This is a genomic window from Bacteroides clarus YIT 12056, from assembly GCF_900129655.1.
Taxonomy (GTDB): domain Bacteria; phylum Bacteroidota; class Bacteroidia; order Bacteroidales; family Bacteroidaceae; genus Bacteroides; species Bacteroides clarus.
Map to the genome: position 1 here is coordinate 308,106 of NZ_FQWK01000005.1, position 19,002 is coordinate 327,107.

At 48.3% G+C, this 19,002-nt stretch carries 14 protein-coding genes and 1 tRNA gene; 4 read left to right on the plus strand and 11 right to left on the minus strand.

The window, feature by feature from the left end:
- Positions 1–92 precede the first annotated feature (92 nt).
- The 4 genes from BUB52_RS10730 to BUB52_RS10745 form a co-directional block, all read right to left on the minus strand.
- Complete coding sequence (locus tag BUB52_RS10730) at positions 93–668, minus strand: helix-turn-helix domain-containing protein (protein ID WP_004291603.1); 576 nt, start codon at positions 666–668, stop codon at positions 93–95.
- Positions 669–772: 104 nt separating this feature from the next.
- Complete coding sequence (locus BUB52_RS10735; protein WP_009122152.1) at positions 773–1,741, minus strand: hypothetical protein; 969 nt, start codon at positions 1,739–1,741, stop codon at positions 773–775.
- Between the two features lie 4 nt (positions 1,742–1,745).
- The gene (locus tag BUB52_RS10740; protein ID WP_009122153.1) at positions 1,746–3,185 is read right to left on the minus strand and encodes an MBOAT family O-acyltransferase; all 1,440 of its coding nucleotides are present in this window, start codon (positions 3,183–3,185) and stop codon (positions 1,746–1,748) included.
- 232 nt (positions 3,186–3,417) lie between these two features.
- Positions 3,418–3,906: a DUF4251 domain-containing protein gene (locus BUB52_RS10745; RefSeq protein WP_039950858.1), complete on the minus strand. Its 489-nt coding sequence runs from the start codon at positions 3,904–3,906 to the stop codon at positions 3,418–3,420.
- 96 nt (positions 3,907–4,002) lie between these two features.
- Here BUB52_RS10745 and BUB52_RS10750 point away from each other — a divergent pair, with 96 nt between their 5' ends.
- Entirely contained in the window at positions 4,003–4,530 is a 528-nt protein-coding gene (locus BUB52_RS10750) for a GNAT family N-acetyltransferase (protein ID WP_009122155.1), read from the plus strand.
- A 118-nt stretch (positions 4,531–4,648) separates the two neighbouring features.
- On the opposite strand, the gene rpsO is transcribed toward BUB52_RS10750, so the two are convergent.
- Positions 4,649–4,918: a 30S ribosomal protein S15 gene (gene rpsO, locus BUB52_RS10755; RefSeq protein ID WP_009122156.1), complete on the minus strand. Its 270-nt coding sequence runs from the start codon at positions 4,916–4,918 to the stop codon at positions 4,649–4,651.
- A 156-nt stretch (positions 4,919–5,074) separates the two neighbouring features.
- Here rpsO and typA point away from each other — a divergent pair, with 156 nt between their 5' ends.
- A complete protein-coding gene (typA, locus tag BUB52_RS10760) occupies positions 5,075–6,874 on the plus strand; it encodes a translational GTPase TypA (RefSeq protein ID WP_009122157.1) in 1,800 nt (599 codons plus the stop codon).
- A gap of 110 nt (positions 6,875–6,984) precedes the next feature.
- Here typA and BUB52_RS10765 read toward each other — a convergent pair whose 3' ends face one another.
- Together BUB52_RS10765 and pckA are read right to left on the minus strand one after the other, a co-directional pair.
- Positions 6,985–7,632, minus strand: a complete 648-nt coding sequence (locus tag BUB52_RS10765; RefSeq protein ID WP_009122158.1) for a nitroreductase family protein — start codon at positions 7,630–7,632, stop codon at positions 6,985–6,987.
- A gap of 98 nt (positions 7,633–7,730) precedes the next feature.
- A complete protein-coding gene (gene pckA / locus BUB52_RS10770; protein WP_009122159.1) occupies positions 7,731–9,338 on the minus strand; it encodes a phosphoenolpyruvate carboxykinase (ATP) in 1,608 nt (535 codons plus the stop codon).
- Positions 9,339–9,651: 313 nt separating this feature from the next.
- Here pckA and upp point away from each other — a divergent pair, with 313 nt between their 5' ends.
- Entirely contained in the window at positions 9,652–10,311 is a 660-nt protein-coding gene (gene upp, locus BUB52_RS10775; protein WP_009122161.1) for a uracil phosphoribosyltransferase, read from the plus strand.
- 11 nt (positions 10,312–10,322) lie between these two features.
- Here the strand turns inward: upp and BUB52_RS10780 are convergent, their stop codons facing one another.
- The 4 genes from BUB52_RS10780 to BUB52_RS10795 form a co-directional block, all read right to left on the minus strand.
- Entirely contained in the window at positions 10,323–12,017 is a 1,695-nt protein-coding gene (locus tag BUB52_RS10780; RefSeq protein WP_009122162.1) for a SusD/RagB family nutrient-binding outer membrane lipoprotein, read from the minus strand.
- 35 nt (positions 12,018–12,052) lie between these two features.
- Entirely contained in the window at positions 12,053–15,436 is a 3,384-nt protein-coding gene (locus tag BUB52_RS10785; RefSeq protein ID WP_009122163.1) for a SusC/RagA family TonB-linked outer membrane protein, read from the minus strand.
- 410 nt (positions 15,437–15,846) lie between these two features.
- Positions 15,847–16,851 carry a 2-oxoacid:ferredoxin oxidoreductase subunit beta gene (locus tag BUB52_RS10790; protein ID WP_009122165.1) on the minus strand — a complete coding sequence of 335 codons (1,005 nt, stop codon included), beginning with the start codon at positions 16,849–16,851 and terminating at the stop codon, positions 15,847–15,849.
- Positions 16,852–16,865: 14 nt separating this feature from the next.
- Positions 16,866–18,713 carry a 2-oxoacid:acceptor oxidoreductase subunit alpha gene (locus BUB52_RS10795; protein WP_009122166.1) on the minus strand — a complete coding sequence of 616 codons (1,848 nt, stop codon included), beginning with the start codon at positions 18,711–18,713 and terminating at the stop codon, positions 16,866–16,868.
- Positions 18,714–18,879: 166 nt separating this feature from the next.
- Here BUB52_RS10795 and BUB52_RS10800 point away from each other — a divergent pair.
- Positions 18,880–18,951, plus strand: a tRNA-Arg gene (locus tag BUB52_RS10800).
- Positions 18,952–19,002: the final 51 nt, after the last annotated feature.

Sequence of the window (19,002 nt, forward strand, 5' to 3'; positions counted from 1 at the left end):
GAGTTGAAAGTTGAGAGTTATGAGTCTGAAGTTAGGTTTCGCCGTCATGCCGCATAGTAACCTTCAACTCTTAACTTTCAACTTTCAACTGTTTAAATCGGTGTATAAATTACTGCCAGTATTTTGGCTGCCTGTCCTTCGTAGGCATGTACATGGTGCGGTACGATGGAATCGTAGTAGATGCTGTCTCCTTCTTCGAGAAGGTAGGTGTTCTTGCCGTAGCTGATTTCCATGGTTCCTTCCATGACCATGATGAATTCTTCGCCTTCGTGTGATGAGAGTACGAAGTCGCTGTCGTCCGTAGGGGCTACGTCGATGATGAACGGCTCCATGTGGCGGTCGGCCTTGGACTTGGAAAGGGAATGGTACTCCATGTGCTTGCGCGAGTGGATGGCATTGTTGGAGAAACTGATGCTGTCCTTCGCTTCCGACTTGCGGCATACCACAGGGCCGTTTTCGTCCTGGTCGTCGAGGAACGTGCCGAGGCGTACGCCCAGTACACGGGCTATTTTGATAAGCGGCGCCAATGAAGGCAGGTCGATATTGTTTTCAATGCGTTCGATTTGTTCGATGGCGAGCCCCGAACGTTGCGCCAACTCTTCCATACTGATGGACTGGCTTTCGCGGAGTGACTTAATCTTTTCTCCTACAATCTTACTTGTATCCATAATTTGATAGTATTTTCAGTCTAAAAGGTTATGATTAATAGCTGTAAGCTGCAAAAATAAGATATTCTTTTACTTGGTGCAACATTCTGTGACGAAAAGTTTGTTTATGGTCTTTGCGAGTGTACGGGAGATTTCGTTTGTACGCTATCGTTGTTCCAAATGTCATGTTGCAGTATCTGCGTAAACTTTATGGCGCCGATATCGGCGGACAGGTGGTTGCCGCTGTGGAAATCGTCGTCGCCGAAGCGGTTGTCGTTGAAATAACTGTATAGGCGGACGTTGTCCCATTTGGCGGCTATCTCCTCCAATGCGGTATGCATTTGCGCGACTTGCGCCGGATAGGTGAGCTCGTAATATAGCTTGTGTACCGGCGGAATGACGAGGTACAGATTGATGCCTTTGCTCCGGCACAATCCGGCGACGTCATTCAGCCGCCGGATATTATCTCTGAATGTCTGCTCCGCCGCGGGCTCTTGGGACGCGGAGTGCCCTTTTATCAATCGGGGAATGTCTTGCAGCCAGGCATGGCTTCTCTCGGTCGAATCGAATCCGTGGTCTAAGCCCAAAGAATCGCATGCCATGGTTTTTTTATGGAGAAGGTAGTACTTCGACCATTTTCTGAAGGAGATGGAGCCTGTGGCAATCAACTCGATGTTGTAAAGCGGGTCTTTGTCTGTCTCGATACCCATATAGATTTTATGGTTGGCTATGCTTATCTTGTCCTGGCTGATGCAGTCGTCAATCCACAGTGTCTGATAGGATATTCCCCAGATGACGTTTTGCAGATGGGGCAGTTGTCCGATGTATCTCTCCAGCAATATCCGATTGTAGCGCAACCATTGCCCGGAGAGTGAAATGTTGTATGTACTGTCGGCAAGGTATGCCGGGTTGATGCTGCAATTGGTTACCGAGCTGCCTATAATCAGGTTCTTGACTTTATCACTGTTCTTCTCTATGATTTCCTGCTTGAACTTATAAGAGTTGGGAATACGGCGGAGCATAACCTCGAAGCCGATACCCAATACGAGCAGGAGTGACGAGAACAGGCAGATGTATGTTAGGAATTTCTTCATATCCTCAGAATTGGAAATAAATGAACTCTTCCTGCTGACCGGCCAGCAGGAGAGTCGTTATAAACAGAACATAGTAGAGCGTCCAACGGACTGCCTGATAACGGAAAATGCCTTTTTCCTCTATTTGCAGGCCGAACTGTTTCTCGCGTTGGAGCCACTCTACCACCAATAATATCGCGATATAGATAAGCGGGTCTTTGCCATGCGCGGGAAGTACGAAATCAAACCGGGTCACCATGCGCATTATATAATCCCATGCCTGGTGAATGTTCTCCGCGCGGAAGATAATCCATCCGATAACAACCAGCAGGAAGGTGATAAACATTTGGCATACCTCTTTTATATCAGGAAACAGGCGGCCTTGGGCTACCACGTCTTTGTTCTTGCGATTCTTGCCCATGATGAACAAAGGCAGGAACAGCAAAGCGTGAAAAGCTCCCCAGCAGATGAAAGTCCAGTTGGCTCCGTGCCAAAAGCCGCTAACCAGGAATATAATCAGTGTGTTGCGCATCGCTTTCCATTTGCCGCATCGGCTTCCGCCCAGAGGAATGTAAATATAATCGCGGAACCAGGTTGTGAGCGATATGTGCCAGCGCCGCCAGAATTCGGCTATATCCCTTGAGAAGTAGGGGAAGTTGAAGTTGCGCATCAGGTTGACGCCGAACAGGCGTGCCGTACCGATGGCAATGTCCGAATAACCGGAGAAATCGCCGTATATCTGGAATGTGAAGAAGAGCGCTCCCAAAAACAGATGCGTCCCGCCGAGCGTCTGATATTCATCGAAGATCAGATTGACGGCGGCGGCGCAGTTATCGGCCACCACCATTTTCTTGAACAGTCCCCATAAAATCTGTCTCATGCCGTCTACCGCCTTGTCGTAACTGAAGCCGCGCGGTACAAGGAACTGCGGCAGAAGATTGGTAGCCCGTTCGATAGGGCCGGCTACGAGCTGCGGGAAGAAACTGATGAAAGCGAAGAAAGCGACTATGTCGTGCGTGGGCTTTATTTTATGTTGGTACACATCGATGGTATAGCTGAGCGCTTGGAAGGTGTAAAAGCTGATGCCCACCGGCAGCAATATATCTATCGTCACCCAGTCCGCTCCTACGCCGAAGAGTTGGAACAGTTCGGCCAGGTTCTCTCCGAAGAAGTTGAAGTACTTGAAGATGCAGAGAATTAGCAGGTTGAGGGTGATATTCGCTGCGCTGACCCATTTTTGTTTGGTTCGCTGCCCTTCCAGTCTCTCCAAAACTATGCCGCTGGCAAAACTGCAGAGCGTGGTAAACGCAATCAGAATGAGGAAACGCCAGTCCCACCAGCCGTAGAAGATGTAGCTTACCGCCACTATAAAGAGGTTTTGCCAACGCAGCGGCTTGAAAACAAACCAATAGAGCAGGAATACTATTGGCAGGAATATTAGAAACTCAAAAGAATTGAATAGCACAGGCCGTTTGTTTTTTGCTCCAGTTCCCTAATAGCGATTTATAAAAGGGGAAGTGTTGGAACTGTTGTTCTCCTTATGTCAGTGAAAGCACTTCCCGTCTGAATTTCAGATTTATATAATATTGACCGGGCGCAAAAATAAACAAAATTTAAAACAAATCAATCTTTCTCAAAGAAGAAATGATATTTGAAGGCGTGTATTTTATGATTGCAGGAGCCTTGATTGGGGTTTCTTACTCTTTTACATCCAGCTCTCCGGAGTATGAGATGGCTTGTTTGTTCATCGGTTGGATATGTATGTTGGCGGAACCGTCGGAATAGATAGTCAGGCTGTACTCATACTTATCCTCTTCATTGCCGGTCTTGAAGTCGATCCGGGTCTTTCCTTTTTTGAGGCTTTCTTTTTTGTATCCGGTAAGCGGGGCGTTAAAAATCAGTCCTTTCCCACCGCCGTAAGGTACATTGTAGGCTACTCCGAAATAGGGCAGGTAGGAAAAGACGGAGTCATTCCTGATTTCTATGGAGTAGTCGGATGTCAGGGCCCGGCTGCGACCTCTCATGGGTTGCATATAGTCTACCTTGATTTTGTACTGACCGGCGTTTAGCGCTTCCCTGACGCTGCGTTCGGTTTGCGCTTTCTTTTCGCTCCGGCTCTGTGCTGTTGCGGGTTGCATGGCAAGCATCCCCGACAAACATAATAGGATAAGTTTAGCTGTTTTCATCATTGCCCGGTTTTCGATATCGACAAAGATAAAGATAATGTTTTTGAGAAGTAAAACAGATTCAATATTTTTGTGCGAGAATAAAGATTATTAAGTATGGTATATATTGAAACTCCCCGTTTGCTATTGCGCGGTTGGAAAGAAGAAGACTTCGTTCCTTTTGCGGAGATGAACAGGAATCCGTCTGTCATGGAATTCTTTCTGCATCCTTTGTCAGAGGAAGAGTCCCGCAGCCTTTTTGATACTGTCAGAAATGAGTTCCTCCGGTGCGGGTATGGGGGATATGCCGTCGAGCGGAAGTCGGATGGGGCTTTTGTCGGTTTTACGGGCTTCCATAACTTTGCGTTTGATGTGGATTTCGCTCCGGGCATTGAGATACTGTGGCGATTGAGGCGGGAATATTGGGGACAGGGCTATGCCACTGAAGCGGCGAAGGCATGTCTGGCTTATGCCGAAGAGAATCTTCCGTTTTCTACGGTTCGGGCTTTCACTTCGTTGCCCAATAAGCGTTCGCAAAGGGTGATGCGGAAGATAGGAATGGAATTTGAAAAGAATTTTCTGCATCCTGCCGTACCCGACGGGCATCTGCTGAAAGAGCACGTACTCTATAAGATACAACTGTAACATTTTCCTGCGCTCTCCTGTTTATGGGGGAGCGGGGAACAAGGATATGATATGAAAGTAAAGCGGTGGTACTCTCCAATGAAAGTACCACCGCTTTAATAAGTTTACCGCAAGTAAATTACTTACGCAAGCCGAGTTCCTGAACAATAGCACGATATCTGTTGATGTCGCGGTCTTTCAGGTAGTTCAACAGCGCACGGCGCTTACCTACCAACATTGTCAAGGCTCTTTCTGTACTATAATCTTTTCTGTTGAGCTTCATGTGCTCAGTCAGACGAGCAATACGGTATGAAAACAATGCTATCTGAGATTCAGCTGATCCCGTATCAGAGTTAGACTTTCCGTATTTGCCGAAGATTTCTTGCTTTTTAGCAGCGTCTAAATACATAGTGTTTAATTAAAAAGTTGATAATTCTTTTCTCTTTCGAGGGCGCAAAGATAGGGATTATCTTTTATATTGCAATGATTTCCAGCAAAAAAATCTTTTCCCTGTGAGGTATATACTGTAAAATTCGTACCTTTGCACGCAAATAATAGGTATTATATGCAAAATATTAGAAACATTGCAATTATTGCCCATGTCGACCATGGGAAAACGACGCTTGTCGATAAGATGCTTCTGGCAGGAAATCTCTTCCGCAGTAACCAGAGCACAGGTGAATTAATGTTGGATAACAATGATTTGGAACGTGAACGAGGGATAACAATCCTTTCAAAGAACGTTTCCATCAGCTATAAAGACACGAAGATTAATATTATCGATACTCCGGGACACAGCGACTTCGGTGGCGAGGTGGAACGTGTATTGAATATGGCCGACGGATGTATCTTGCTGGTGGACGCTTTTGAAGGTCCGATGCCGCAGACCCGTTTTGTACTGCAGAAAGCTTTGCAGATAGGTTTGAAGCCTATCGTCGTTGTCAACAAGGTGGACAAGCCCAACTGCCGTCCCGAAGAAGTCTATGAGATGGTATTTGATTTGATGTTCAGTCTGGAAGCTACGGAAGACCAACTGGACTTCCCCGTTATCTACGGCTCCGCAAAAAACAACTGGATGAGCACAGACTGGCAACAGCCGACGGACAATATCTATCCGTTGCTGGACTGTATTCTGGAAAACATCCCGGCTCCTACGCAGTTGGAAGGTACGCCGCAAATGCTCGTTACTTCATTGGATTACTCTTCTTATACCGGTCGTATTGCCGTAGGCCGTGTACATCGCGGTACTTTAAGAGAAGGCATGAATGTGTCTTTGGCTAAGCGTGACGGTTCAATCGTCAAATCGAAGATTAAAGAACTGCATACTTTTGAAGGTATGGGCCGTGTGAAAGTTGCGGAAGTTTCTTCCGGCGACATCTGCGCATTGGTAGGTATCGAAGGATTTGAAATCGGAGATACGATTTGTGATTACGAAAATCCCGAAGCATTGCCGCCTATCGCCATTGACGAGCCGACCATGAGCATGTTGTTCACTATCAACGACTCTCCGTTCTTCGGTAAGGAAGGCAAGTTCGTTACTTCCCGCCATATCCACGACCGCCTGATGAAGGAATTGGATAAGAACCTCGCGCTCCGTGTGCGTAAGAGCGAGGAAGATGGAAAATGGGTGGTTTCCGGCCGTGGCGTGCTTCACCTCTCCGTATTGATTGAGACGATGCGTCGCGAGGGATACGAATTGCAGGTAGGACAGCCGCAGGTAATCTTCAAGGAAATAGACGGCGTGAAGAATGAGCCTATCGAGGAACTCACAGTCAACGTTCCCGAAGAATATGCCAGCAAGATTATCGATATGGTAACCCGCCGTAAGGGTGAGATGGTGAAAATGGAAAGCGCCGGTGAACGTGTGAATCTCGAGTTCAATATGCCGTCACGCGGTATCATCGGTCTGCGTACCAATGTGTTGACAGCTTCCGCAGGCGAGGCCATCATGGCGCACCGCTTTAGAGAATACCAGCCTTACAAGGGTGAAATCGAACGCCGTACCAATGGTTCTATCATCGCCATGGAGTCGGGTACCGCTTTCGCTTATGCCATCGACAAGTTGCAGGACCGGGGTAAGTTCTTTATTTTCCCGCAGGAAGAAGTGTATGCCGGACAGGTTGTAGGTGAGCACTCCCACGACAACGACCTTGTGGTGAACGTAACTAAATCCAAGAAGCTGACCAATATGCGTGCTTCGGGTTCTGATGAAAAGGCGCGTCTGATTCCGCCGGTACAGTTCTCTTTGGAAGAAGCGTTGGAATACATCAAGGAAGACGAGTACGTGGAAGTTACTCCCAAGTCTATGCGTATGCGTAAGGTTATCCTAGACGAGACAGAGCGTAAACGCGCGAATAAGAACTGATTATTTTAGTTGTTGTATATAGAAAGGAGCGCTTCACTGCAAGGTGGAGCGCTCCTTTTTTCGTCATAGGATAATCCGTTATCCTACGAGCTTCCTCTTTTATCGTACGGTCAGTCTATGTATTTCACTTTAGCCGCATCTCTCGGCTTGGCGGCAGGCGCTTCGTCCGGATAGCCGAAAGCGATGCAATAAAGCAATTTGTAACCTTCGGGAAGTTCCAGCCTTTTAAGGTACTCGGCGGCTTCGGGCGTATCGGCCATAAAGCGCGTGGGGCTTGCCAGACAGCAGGAACCTATTCCCATAGACCAGGCAGCCAATACCATGTTTTCACCCAGCAGGCCGCAGTCTATTTGTGAGCAGTCGTACGAAGTGTCGTTTCCGATGAATACCACCGTAGGCGCATTGCGGAACATATTCTTGAAGTCGGGGTCTTCAGCCGCTTTCGGGTTCTTCTGTTTGAAGATTTCGCTAACTCCGTTCAGGAATTCCGGGTTGTCCACCACGCGTACCGCCCAAGACTGTTTGTTCTGGCCGTTGGGGGCGTTGATGCCGCAATCCAAAATAACTTTCATCGTATCCCGGTTCACCGCTTCCGGTTTGTACTTACGGATGCTGCGGCGCGACATAATCGTTTCGATTACCGCTTCCGAATCGCTTTTCTCCGTAACCGTGCTTTCACTCTCTCTTTGTACCTGCGGCCCGCAACCGGACAGCATCAATAGGCCTGCGCCTAACAGCATTAACTTTAAACTCTTCATATTCTGTGCTATATTAGTAATTCGCTTCTTCGCAAATCTAACAAAAAAAGCGGCTCCCGAAAACGGAAGCCGCCTTAAAAATATGTAATCCTATTCTATTAGAGTTTCGGACCAGCAGCAACCAAAGCTTTACCGGCTTCGTTACCAGTGAACTTAGCGAAGTTCTTGATGAAACGTCCGGCCAAGTCTTTTGCTTTTTCTTCCCACTTGCAAGCACATTCGTAAGTGTCGCGAGGATCGAGAATCTTCGGATCAACACCCGGCAATTCTGTCGGAACAACGAAGTCGAAGTAAGGAATAATCTTTGTCGGAGCCTTGTCGATAGAGCCGTCGAGGATAGCGTCGATGATACCGCGAGTATCTTTGATGGAGATACGCTTGCCACTACCGTTCCAACCGGTGTTAACCAAGTAAGCTTTAGCGCCTACCTTATTCATCTTCTTAACCAGCTCTTCTGCGTATTTAGTAGGATGCAAGCTCAAGAAAGCGGCACCGAAGCAAGCAGAGAATGTTGGAGTCGGTTCAGTGATACCGCGTTCCGTACCGGCCAACTTAGCAGTGAAACCGGAGAGGAAGTAGTACTGAGCCTGTTCCGGGTTCAGGATAGATACCGGAGGCAATACACCGAAGGCGTCAGCTGACAGGAAGATTACCTGATGAGCGTGAGGACCTTTGGATACCGGCTTCACGATGTTGTTGATATGATAGATAGGATAAGAAACACGAGTGTTCTCGGTTGTGCTCTTATCAGCGAAGTCAATCTTGCCGTTAGCGTCAACAGTTACGTTCTCCAACAGAGCGTCACGTTTGATAGCGTTGTAGATATCGGGTTCGCTTTCTTTGTCAAGGTTGATAACTTTAGCGTAGCAACCGCCTTCGTAGTTGAATACACCTTCGTCATCCCATCCGTGTTCGTCGTCACCAATCAACAGACGTTTCGGGTCGGTGGACAAAGTAGTCTTACCTGTACCGGACAGACCGAAGAAGATAGCAGAATCGGTACCTTCCATGTTGGTGTTGGCGGAGCAGTGCATGGAAGCGATGCCGCGAAGCGGGTTCTTGTAGTTCATGATAGAGAACATACCCTTCTTCATTTCACCGCCGTACCAAGTATTCAGGATAACTTGTTCGTTAGTCTTCAGGTTGAATACAGTAGCTGTTTCAGAGTTCAGACCCAGTTCCTTGTAGTTGTCAACTTTTGCTTTGGAAGCGTTGAATGATACGAAATCGGGTTCTCCGTAGTTAGCGAGCTCTTCAGCTGTCGGACGGATGAACATGTTAGTTACGAAGTGAGCCTGCCAAGCTACTTCCATGATGAAACGCACTTTCATGCGGGTAGCTTCGTTAGCGCCACAGAAAGTATCGACAACGAACAGACGCTTGCCGCTCAACTGCTTAACAGCTTTAGCTTTCAGGTCGGCCCATGCTTCTTCGGAGCAAGGCTTGTTGTCGTTTTTGTATTCTTCGGAAGTCCACCATACAGAATCCTTGCTGGCTTCGTTCATTACAAAGAATTTATCTTTAGGAGAACGTCCGGTATAGATACCGGTCATTACGTTCACAGCACCCAGTTCAGTTACTTGACCTTTTTCGAAGCCTTCCAGACCCGGTTTGGTCTCTTCAGCGAACAATACATCATAAGACGGGTTGTGGATGATTTCCTTCACGTCTTTGATACCGTACTTGCTTAAATCTAAATTTGCCATTTCTTTTAAGATTTTTAAAATTGGTATTTGGTTTATAATCTCTTTTCGTACTTTTTAGCCTTATTGCAAGGGGGCGAATCTATGAAAAACCGCACTTTTCAGTAAGACCCTTGTTTTTGCGACTACAAAAGTAATACTTTATTTTAAAAGAAACATCCAATTAGAGAAATTTTTCTGTAATAGGAAATCTTTTATAAAACCGTAACAATATCTGCAAACTGAATGTTGCAAATTGAGTGGAAATCGTTTACTTTGCATTTATATTCTATCAATATACGGAATAACCAATACATATTAATCTGATAATACACTAATGAAAGTTATCAACTTTGCCGAGACTAACTCGGTCTTGAATCAATACGTGGCGGAAATACGCGACGTGCAGGTGCAGTCCGACCGCATGCGTTTCCGCCGGAACATCGAACGCATCGGTGAAATCATGGCGTATGAAATGAGTAAGGAACTTACCTACTCCGAAAAGCAAGTGCAAACGCCGCTGGGGATAGCTCCTGTCAGCACTTTCGATGATGATGTGGTAATTGCCACCGTCTTCCGTGCGGGGCTTCCTTTGCATACCGGCTTCTTGAACGTGTTCGACCGCGCGGGCAATGCTTTCGTTTCGGCCTACCGCTATTATAAGGATAAGGAGTGCCGTACGGTGGATGTGCATATCGAGTATATCGCCACTCCCGACCTTTCCGGCAAGACGCTGTTACTGGTTGACCCGATGCTTGCTACGGGAGAAAGCATGGAGCTTGCATGGAAGGCTTTCCTTACCAAAGGCACACCCGCTAAATTGCAGATTGCCTGTGTGATTGCCAGCCAACAGGGGGTAGACCATTTGCAAAGACTATTCCCGGGGGATGAAGTTTCTTTGTGGTGCGGCGCTATCGATCCGGATATGAACGAACACTCTTATATCGTTCCGGGATTGGGTGATGCCGGAGACCTGGCTTTCGGAGATAAGCTGTAATCCGTATCGCCTTATTTAGCCCAGAACAGTTTCTCCGTATAGGTATCCTTGGCCGCTATATCTTTATAGTACGGATTATAATTCACTTCCGTACTTGGGTATCTCCAGCGGTTCGGCACATTGGGGATAGTACCCGAAACTTCCGGGAATACCAGCCCCGAAGGATAGCCTGTACGGCGAATATCGCTCCACGCTTCGCGGCTGACAAGGAACCCGAAGTGCAGCCATTTCTGCGTTATGATGGCGTCTAATTTGTCCGTATACGCCGTGTCGTTCCATTTGGCGTCGGCAAAGTCCGCAATCTCTTCATCGGTAGGAGCGTCGTAACGGCGGCAATTTTCTCCGGAACCTATTGAGTCGTAATAGTAATACAGTGCGATGGATTGGCTGACGGCCATCTTGAATTCTTCTTCCGCTTTTGCCATATCCTGTGCCACGCCATACCCCATGGCATAAGCTTCCGCTTTCAGAAAGTGTATTTCGGGTGAGGCCATTATCAGCATATCGAATTTATCGTTTTCCCAGAAAAATCCCCTTTGGGTAATCTGTGAGAAGCCTTTGTTGGCGGTATTCACTTCATCCTGCGCTTGAGAATTGTAATACTCCGTCAGTTCGTCTGCCACAGTGAGGTCTGTGCCGAGATAGCGGTGCTCGTCCACTTCTCCGGTTTCACGGTTGGTGATGGTGACGGGGTTGTAGTTCAGCAGGATGCGGGGGTCGTCTTCGCCTTTGATGTAAACGCCGCTTAGCGGATCACTGCCGGTCATGTCATAGTTGCCGTGACCGAGCATGCGGTCTATGATGGCGCCCGAAGCAAGGCGGTTTGTAACCCAGTCACCCAATCCGCTGCCGGCGGTGAAGTTCAGTTGTCCGGACTTTTGGTTGATGATGAAGATATTGTTTTCCTGTTCTTCTACCAACGGATAGTCGGCGGGATTCTCCAATATCTCTTTGATGGCTGCGCGTCCTTCCGCCTGCAAAGCCCCCTGTGCCGCTACGCGCATGGCAAGGCGCAGGCGCAGGGAGTTTGCATAGCGTTCCCATTTTTTCATATCTCCCAGGTTGATGAAGTCCTGAGTGCTGAAATTCTTCGGTGTAGTTACCGAACGGAAACGCGGGGCTATTTCTTTCAGCTCGTCAAGTATCGTTTTATAAATATCTTCCGCTTTGTCATAAGGAGCGTAAGAGCCGTTTACATCATTAGTCAGCGGCAGGGTGCACGCTTTGGAGAAAGGCATATCTCCGAAAATATCCACCGTTGCGGCAAAAAAGTCGTACAGTTGCACTTTGCCTGCCAGCATAAAGGCTTCGTCCTGTGCTTTCTGGTTGTCATTCTCTTCATTGTACAGCGATTCCATCTTGCGGTATTGCATCAGTGCCGAGTACAGATTATCCCATTGCCCGTCTATGGCGGGGGTATATCCGGGACTGTACATGCCGCCGGAGTTACTGTAACCGAATGTCTGCGCATACTTGCCTACGAACTGCGAGTCGAAACCGAAGAACCGTCCGTACTCATAGACATCATAATCTTTCACTTTCTGGAAAACTCCCACCATCAGATTGCTGATAGTGACTTGATTGACCTTGGAAGGATCTTCATATTTGCTGTCGAAGTCAGCATCCGTACAACCGGAAGTAGCCAGCAGCATAGCTCCCGATAGAATGAACGCTCCTATATTTATTCTTTTCATACCCATTGTCATTAACTCTCAATTCTTAATATTCATTTCTCTATTTCCTAAAAACTTGCCCGTAACGAGATGCCGAAATTACGTGTTGCCGTAGTGGAACCGCCCACTACCGCCTGGCTTGCCCAGGATGTCCCTACGGAAGATTCTGCATCGTAATTCTTCAGCGCTTTGTAGAAGTAGAACAGGTTACGGCCGAATACCGAGACACTCAGTCGTGTCATGCCCAGTTTGGAGATCAGTTTCTCCGGGAATTGGTAGCCGATGGTCAATTCGCGCAGCTTTACGTATGTATTGTCGAATACCGAGTGACGGTACGTATATTGCTCGGGTTGAGTACCCCAGTTGTATGTCTGGTTGTAGTAGTATCCGGCAGGGATGATGCGGGTGTTCTTCTCGCCGGTAGAAGCCACTACGCCCGGCAGAATAACACCGTCGTGGTAAATAACCTCTCCGTTAGGGCCTGCACCCAATGAAGGGTCTATCTGTACAGGTACGCCGCTGGCATTGTTGTTACCCGGATAGTAGTAGGATAAACCGCCATGTTCCGTATCGCGGTATTGCAGCGATTCCGGTGTCAGACCCGATGCAGTGGAGTACTGGTACATCTCGTTGATGACATCGCCGCCTATGCGGAAGTCGATGCTGAAATCCAGGAATATGTTTTTGTAGGAGAATGAACTGAACAAGCCGCCTACACCGTCGGGATTGATATTACCCACTCTTTGCAGGTCTGCCTGGTTCAGGTAAAGGCCTTTGTCCGATACCAGATAATCGCCGTTCTCGTTCACCTGCGGCACTTGCACGTAGATGTCGCCCATCGGACGTCCCTCTACGGCCTGTATCTTGGCTCCGCCACCGCCTATATTGGATATTTCGAGGTACGGCACGCCTTCGGCGAGTTTTACGACCTTATTGCGGTAGATACCGTAGTTGGCTGTCAGGTCCCAGCGGAAATCTTTGGTCAGTATCGGAGTGGCGCTAACGGAGATGTCCCAGCCCTCATTGGCTACTTCTCCCACATTCATCAGTACGTACTTCACGCCCGAAGAAGACGGTTGGGGAGTGGAAAGTATCTGGTCTTTCACACGGTTGTTGTAGTACGATACGTCGAAACCCAGACGGTTGTTGAAGAACTTGCTTTCGAGTCCTATTTCGTACTCATACTTTTTTTCGGGGCGGATGTTGGCGTTACCCCATGAAGAAGGCACATAGTTCCATGTGAAGCCATTGTCCGAACCTTGCTCGTAGATGATGTTGGCGGCATACGTCTCCGGCGCATTACCTACGATACCGTATGAGAGACGGAGTTTACCGTGATTCCACCATGCCGGCATGCGGAAAGCGTTTGAGAACAGGAAGCTGAGGTTGGCGGATGGATAGAAGAAGCTTTGGTCTTTCAGGGTGGACGAACGTTCCTGCCGTCCCGTCAGTTCGAGGAACAGGTAGTTGTCCCAACCCAGGCTTAGCGTACCCATATATCCTGTTTTCAACAGTTCCATGCGCTGCAATGTGCTGCTGGCGGTGTAGCGGCTGGCATTAAGGTCGAACCAGTTTTCCGTAACCAGACCGCCGTTGGTGGAAACACGCATGTTGTTCATGTTTTCGTAACGCCCCGTCCAACCCAATGTGGCGGCGATGTCGAAGCGGCGGATGTTGTAGTTGAAGTTCAGCATTACATCACCGTACACGATGTCGTAGCGGCGGTTGATATTTTGGAAACTGCCGCTGGGGTCGTATAAAGAGTTGGGACGCTCCGTTTCATATTCCAAGGTCTGCTTGGTATCCGTTATGTCCGTAGAGAGTTGTGCGCGAAGGCTCAACCAATTGGTTATCTGCCAGGTGGGACGTATCATACCGATGAGACGGTTTTCCGTTTCCTCGCTGTGGTGATGATACATATTCCAAAGCATATTCGATACGCCGCTCAGATATCCGGGGTCGTATACCCATGACTCATCCGGAGTGAGTGTGGCGTCACCGCCTATGGCATATGTGTTGCGATAGCCCAGGCTGGTGACATAACTCTGCTTCAGATAAGGAATATCCATGAAAGACGAGAACATATTGCCGAAGCTGCCGTACAGGTTCAAAGAGGTTTGAGGGCGGTCTTTCACATCCTGTATGATGTAGTTCAGCGAGTATTCCAGTGTCAAGGGCTTGGCCAGTTTGTAGGACCCCGTCAGTTTGAAGTTGTGCTTCGTGAAGCTGCCTGTCAGCGAATTCGGTATTTCGTCCATAAAGGTATAGGAGAAACGGTTGCTGCTTGTTTCCGTTCCTTGTGAAATGGCGAGGTTGTACGTCTGGTTCCATCCCGTGCGGAACAACTCTTTCCACGGATTGTCCGTAGCCGGCAGGTAAGGACGAACCTTGCCGTCCCAGTACAGTACGTCGCTTCCGTCGTATTTCGGGCCGAAGGACATGGTGGTGTTATACAAGCTTTTGTAATTTTCACCGTTCATGGTGCGTTGGTAGAAACCTCCTGTCTGTTTTTCGTAATCGCTATAGTCGGTGTTGTAGCGTCCCGGGCCGTACAGTGTCTGTACTTTCGGCAGATAGGCGGGCAGGTTGGCGGTAACCTGCGCTGTGAAATCCACCGTCAGTTTGCCGCTTTTAGCACGCTTGCTGGTGATAACCACTGCGCCGTTTGCGGCTTCCGAACCATAAAGCGCCGTAGCCGAAGCGCCTTTCAGCACGCTTATACTTTCAATATCTTCCGGATTGATATCCACCAGACCGTTGGAGCGTATCTGTCCGTCGTTGCCGAACTCGGCAAAGTCGGTGCTTTTACCTGTTCCGCCGTTACGGATGGGCACGCCGTCCAGAATAATAAGCGGTTGGTTGTTTCCTGTGATGGAGGTCAGTCCGCGTACGTTGATAGATACCGCACCGGCCGAACCGCCCTGTGTCTGCGTGATGCGGATGCCCGGCGCTTTGCCGTACATGGCAGATGCAAAATTGGTCGCTCCCGCCTTTACTATTTCGTCCGATTCGATAGTGCTGACGGCGTAGCCCAACCGTTTGGTATCTTTTTTGATACCCATAGCTGTAACGACCACTTCTTTCAGTTGTTGCGAGTCCTCTCTCAGTGTCACTCGTAAATCGCCTTGTTTCTTGCGTCTTGCCAATTTGATTTCACGGGTGGCATAGCCCATATAGGCAATGGAGAGTGTTGCATCGGCGGGAACTTTCAAGGTGAAGTTTCCGTCCACATCTGTAATAACACCGTTGTTAGTGCCTTTTTCTATGACGCTGGCTCCGATAAGCGGTTCGCCTGTCACATCTCTTACCATACCTTTAATTGTCTGGGAGTCTTGCGCATAGATATTTTCTGCGAAAAGGAACGCCAATACCATACCCATAATACCTAATCCCTTTTGAAGATGCAACTTCCTATAAGAAGCCTCGCCCCATTCTTTCTTAATAAACTTCATATTTCTACAATGATTATTGCCTTGTATAATTAAATCCGTTGGAATTTTTGCAGATATTATGGGGCAATCAGTATGCCAAAAATGGTAGGCAGGATGTGGATGATAGTTTATATATATGATATTCAGTTCTTTATTTTTTATAAATACTTGTAATATATGTGTGCGTGGTGTGGAATGTTGTGGAAAAAATCCACAGTGGTGTGTTGCAATTCCACAGTTGCGGTGCTTGCTCGCTACATTTGAAATGAAGTATATCGATATTCAGTCTGTGCCTTTAGAGCGGTGATATTGCCGGGCCTTTAAATTCAAATAGAGCGAAAAAATCCCCTTCACCCGCTATCCTTCTTGAATAAAGGGATGTGGCGGGTGAAGGGGAGTAAGTCTAAACAGATTTTTTGTTCGGTGAAAGGTTATTTCACTTCCCAGGTATCATTTGTCATAAGCAGCTCTTCGAAGTTGTGGTATTTCTTCTTGGCGGATACTTCTTCGATTTGCGCGTGTACGGCATCGTCATAAGTCGGGGCTTCCACATCGCGGATTACACCGAGGGCGATCGGGAAGTCGGGACCTTCCATCAGGGCGAGTTTCAGTTGCAGGGTGTTGTCCTCGCAATGAGCGTCGTGAATAAGGATGTCCTTTTCCGTAATACCGTTTTCACCGAGTTTCACCACTTTCAGTCCGAAACCTTCCTGCATCAGTCCGTATTCGTTGTTCTCGCCGAAGAGCATGGGCTTGCCGTGTTCCAGATAGATGGCGTTCTTGGCACGGTCTTCTTTTTTGGCAACTGAGTCGTGCGTACCGTTATTGAAGATAACGCAGTTTTGGAGAATTTCGCAGACACTTGTGCCTTTATGGTTGTAGGCGGCTTTCAGAACCTCTATTGTTCCGGCTGCATCCGTGGCTACGGCACGTGCAAAGAAGTGACCGCGTGCACCGAAGCAGAGTTCTGCCGGTTGGAACGGGTCTTCTACCGTACCGTAAGGGGATGACTTGCTGACGAAGCCGCGGGGAGACGTCGGGGAGTATTGCCCTTTCGTCAAACCGTAGATGCGGTTGTTCAGCAGAATCATGTTCAGGTTGATGTTACGACGGTTGGCATGGATGAAGTGGTTACCACCGATGGCAAGTCCGTCACCGTCTCCGCTCACTTGCCATACGGCGAGTTCCGGATTGGTTACCTTACAACCGGTGGCGATGGCTGCGGCGCGTCCGTGGATGGTGTTCATACCATACGTATTCATATAGTGGGGCAGACGGCTGGAGCAACCGATACCTGAAATTACCGCTGTCTGATGAGGCGGTACGCCGATTTCGGCCATAGCCTTATGCAGAGATGCGAGGAAAAAGTGGTCACCGCAACCCGGACACCAGCGGGGTTGCCCTTTCTTGAAGTCTTTTGCTGTATATTCGCACATAGTTCTTTTCGTTTTTAGTTTTTGATAATCTCCTCAAATGCTTGTACTAACTCGTTTACCAAGAAGGGCTGGCCTTTCACTTGGTTGAACTGATAGGGAACGAATCCGTCTACTTTCATACGCAGGTATCCGGCAAACTGTCCCATGTTCTGTTCTGCCACCACTACTTTCTTGTAACGTTTCATCACCTCCGCCGTATTCTTGGGCAGCGGGTTGATGAACTTGAAGTGAGCGAGAGCTACCTTCTTTCCGGTTGCACGAAGTTCGTCCATCGCAGCGTGCAAGTGGCCGTAAGTACCGCCGAAACCGACAATCAACAGGTCGGCATCGTTCTTATCGCCTTCTATTTCTACGTCGGGTATTTCGATTTTGGCAATCTTCTCGGCACGCAGGCGGGTCATTAAGTCGTGGTTTTCCGGGTCGGTGGAGATGGCGCCTGTCTTGTTGTCCTTTTCCAGTCCGCCGAGGATATGAGTGAAGCCCTCTGTTCCGGGGATGGCCCAATAGCGGCTGCCGGTCTTTTCGTCACGTTGGTAGGGTGTCCATGAACCCTGCATTTCGGGACGTACATAAGGCGGAACGATAACGGGGTAGTCGGCAAGCTTGGGCAGTTTCCATGCCGCCGATCCGTTGGCAACGAAAGCGTCTGTAAGCAATACGACGGGAGTCATGTGCTCCAAAGCTATTTTGGATGCCATATAGGCACATTCAAAGCAATCTGTCGGTGAGGTGGCGGCAAGTACAGGCATGGGGCTTTCGCCGTTGCGTCCGAAGAGTACTTGCAGCAGGTCGGTTTGTTCGGACTTGGTGGGCAGACCTGTTGCAGGACCGCCACGCTGTACGTCGAGTACTACCAACGGTAACTCCATGATAACAGCCAAGTTCATGGCTTCCGATTTCAGACAGATACCCGGTCCGGAAGTGGAAGTAACCGCCAATGCTCCGGCAAAGGATGCTCCGACAGCAGAGGCGCAACCGGAAATCTCGTCTTCGCACTGTACGGTCATAACGCCGAGTGACTTGTGTTTGGAGAGTTCGTGCAGCACATCGGTGGCGGGAGTGATGGGGTAAGAACCCAAATACAGCTTCAAGCCGGCCTTCTCGGCAGCGGCGATGAAACCGTAGGCTGTGGCTTTGTTACCCGTAATGTCCATATAGCGTCCGGGGGTCTTTACCTTACTTTCTATCTTGTAAGTGTGGGCAACGGATGCGTGGGTATTATGTCCGTAGTCGTATCCGGCGCGGATAACCTTGATATTGGCTTCCGCAATTTCGGGCTTCTTGGCGAATTTCTCACGGATGAAGTCTTCGGCTATTGTCAGGTCGCGGTTGAAGAGCCAGCATACCAGTCCCACTGCAAACATATTACGGCACTTCAGCATGGATTTGTTGTCCATACCTGTGTCGGCAAGGCAGTCTTTCACCATTTTGGAGATAGGAGCGGCAATGACATCTTGTTTGATTCCCATTTCCTCGATGGGATCATCTGTCTTGAAAGCCGCTTTTTCCAAATCCGACTTTTGGAATGCATCCGTATCGATGATGATACATGCGGTAGATTTGGCAAACTTATATTGGGTTTTCAATGCAGCGGCATTCATTGCTACCAGTACATCGCATTTGTCACCGGGGGTATAGACTTTGTTCGCACCGATATGTACTTGAAAACCGGATACACCTGTCAGCGAGCCTTGCGGGGCGCGGATGTCTGCCGGATAGTCAGGGAATGTGCTGATGTCATTACCTACCGTAGCCGAAACTGTTGAAAAGATGTTGCCGGCGAGCTGCATACCGTCGCCGGAGTCTCCGGAGAAGCGGACTACCACCTGCTCCAGTTCTTTGACCATCATGTCGTTTGCCATAACTTACGAATTACTATATATTATATTAGAAAAGTTACATTGTTATTTTGTTGACGGACAAATTTCGTAAAGTTAATCGGATTAACAAAACTTTTTTCGGAAAATCAGCAGAATACATTATCTTTGTACCCGCATTCTATTGCTATATGCAGAATGTATGCAAAAAGGCTCTGTAGTTCAACGGATAGAATAGAAGTTTCCTAAACTTTAGATAGGGGTTCGATTCCCCTCGGAGCTACGAAAGGAATATCGGTTACGGCCGGTATTCCTTTTTGTTTTTTTTGATACG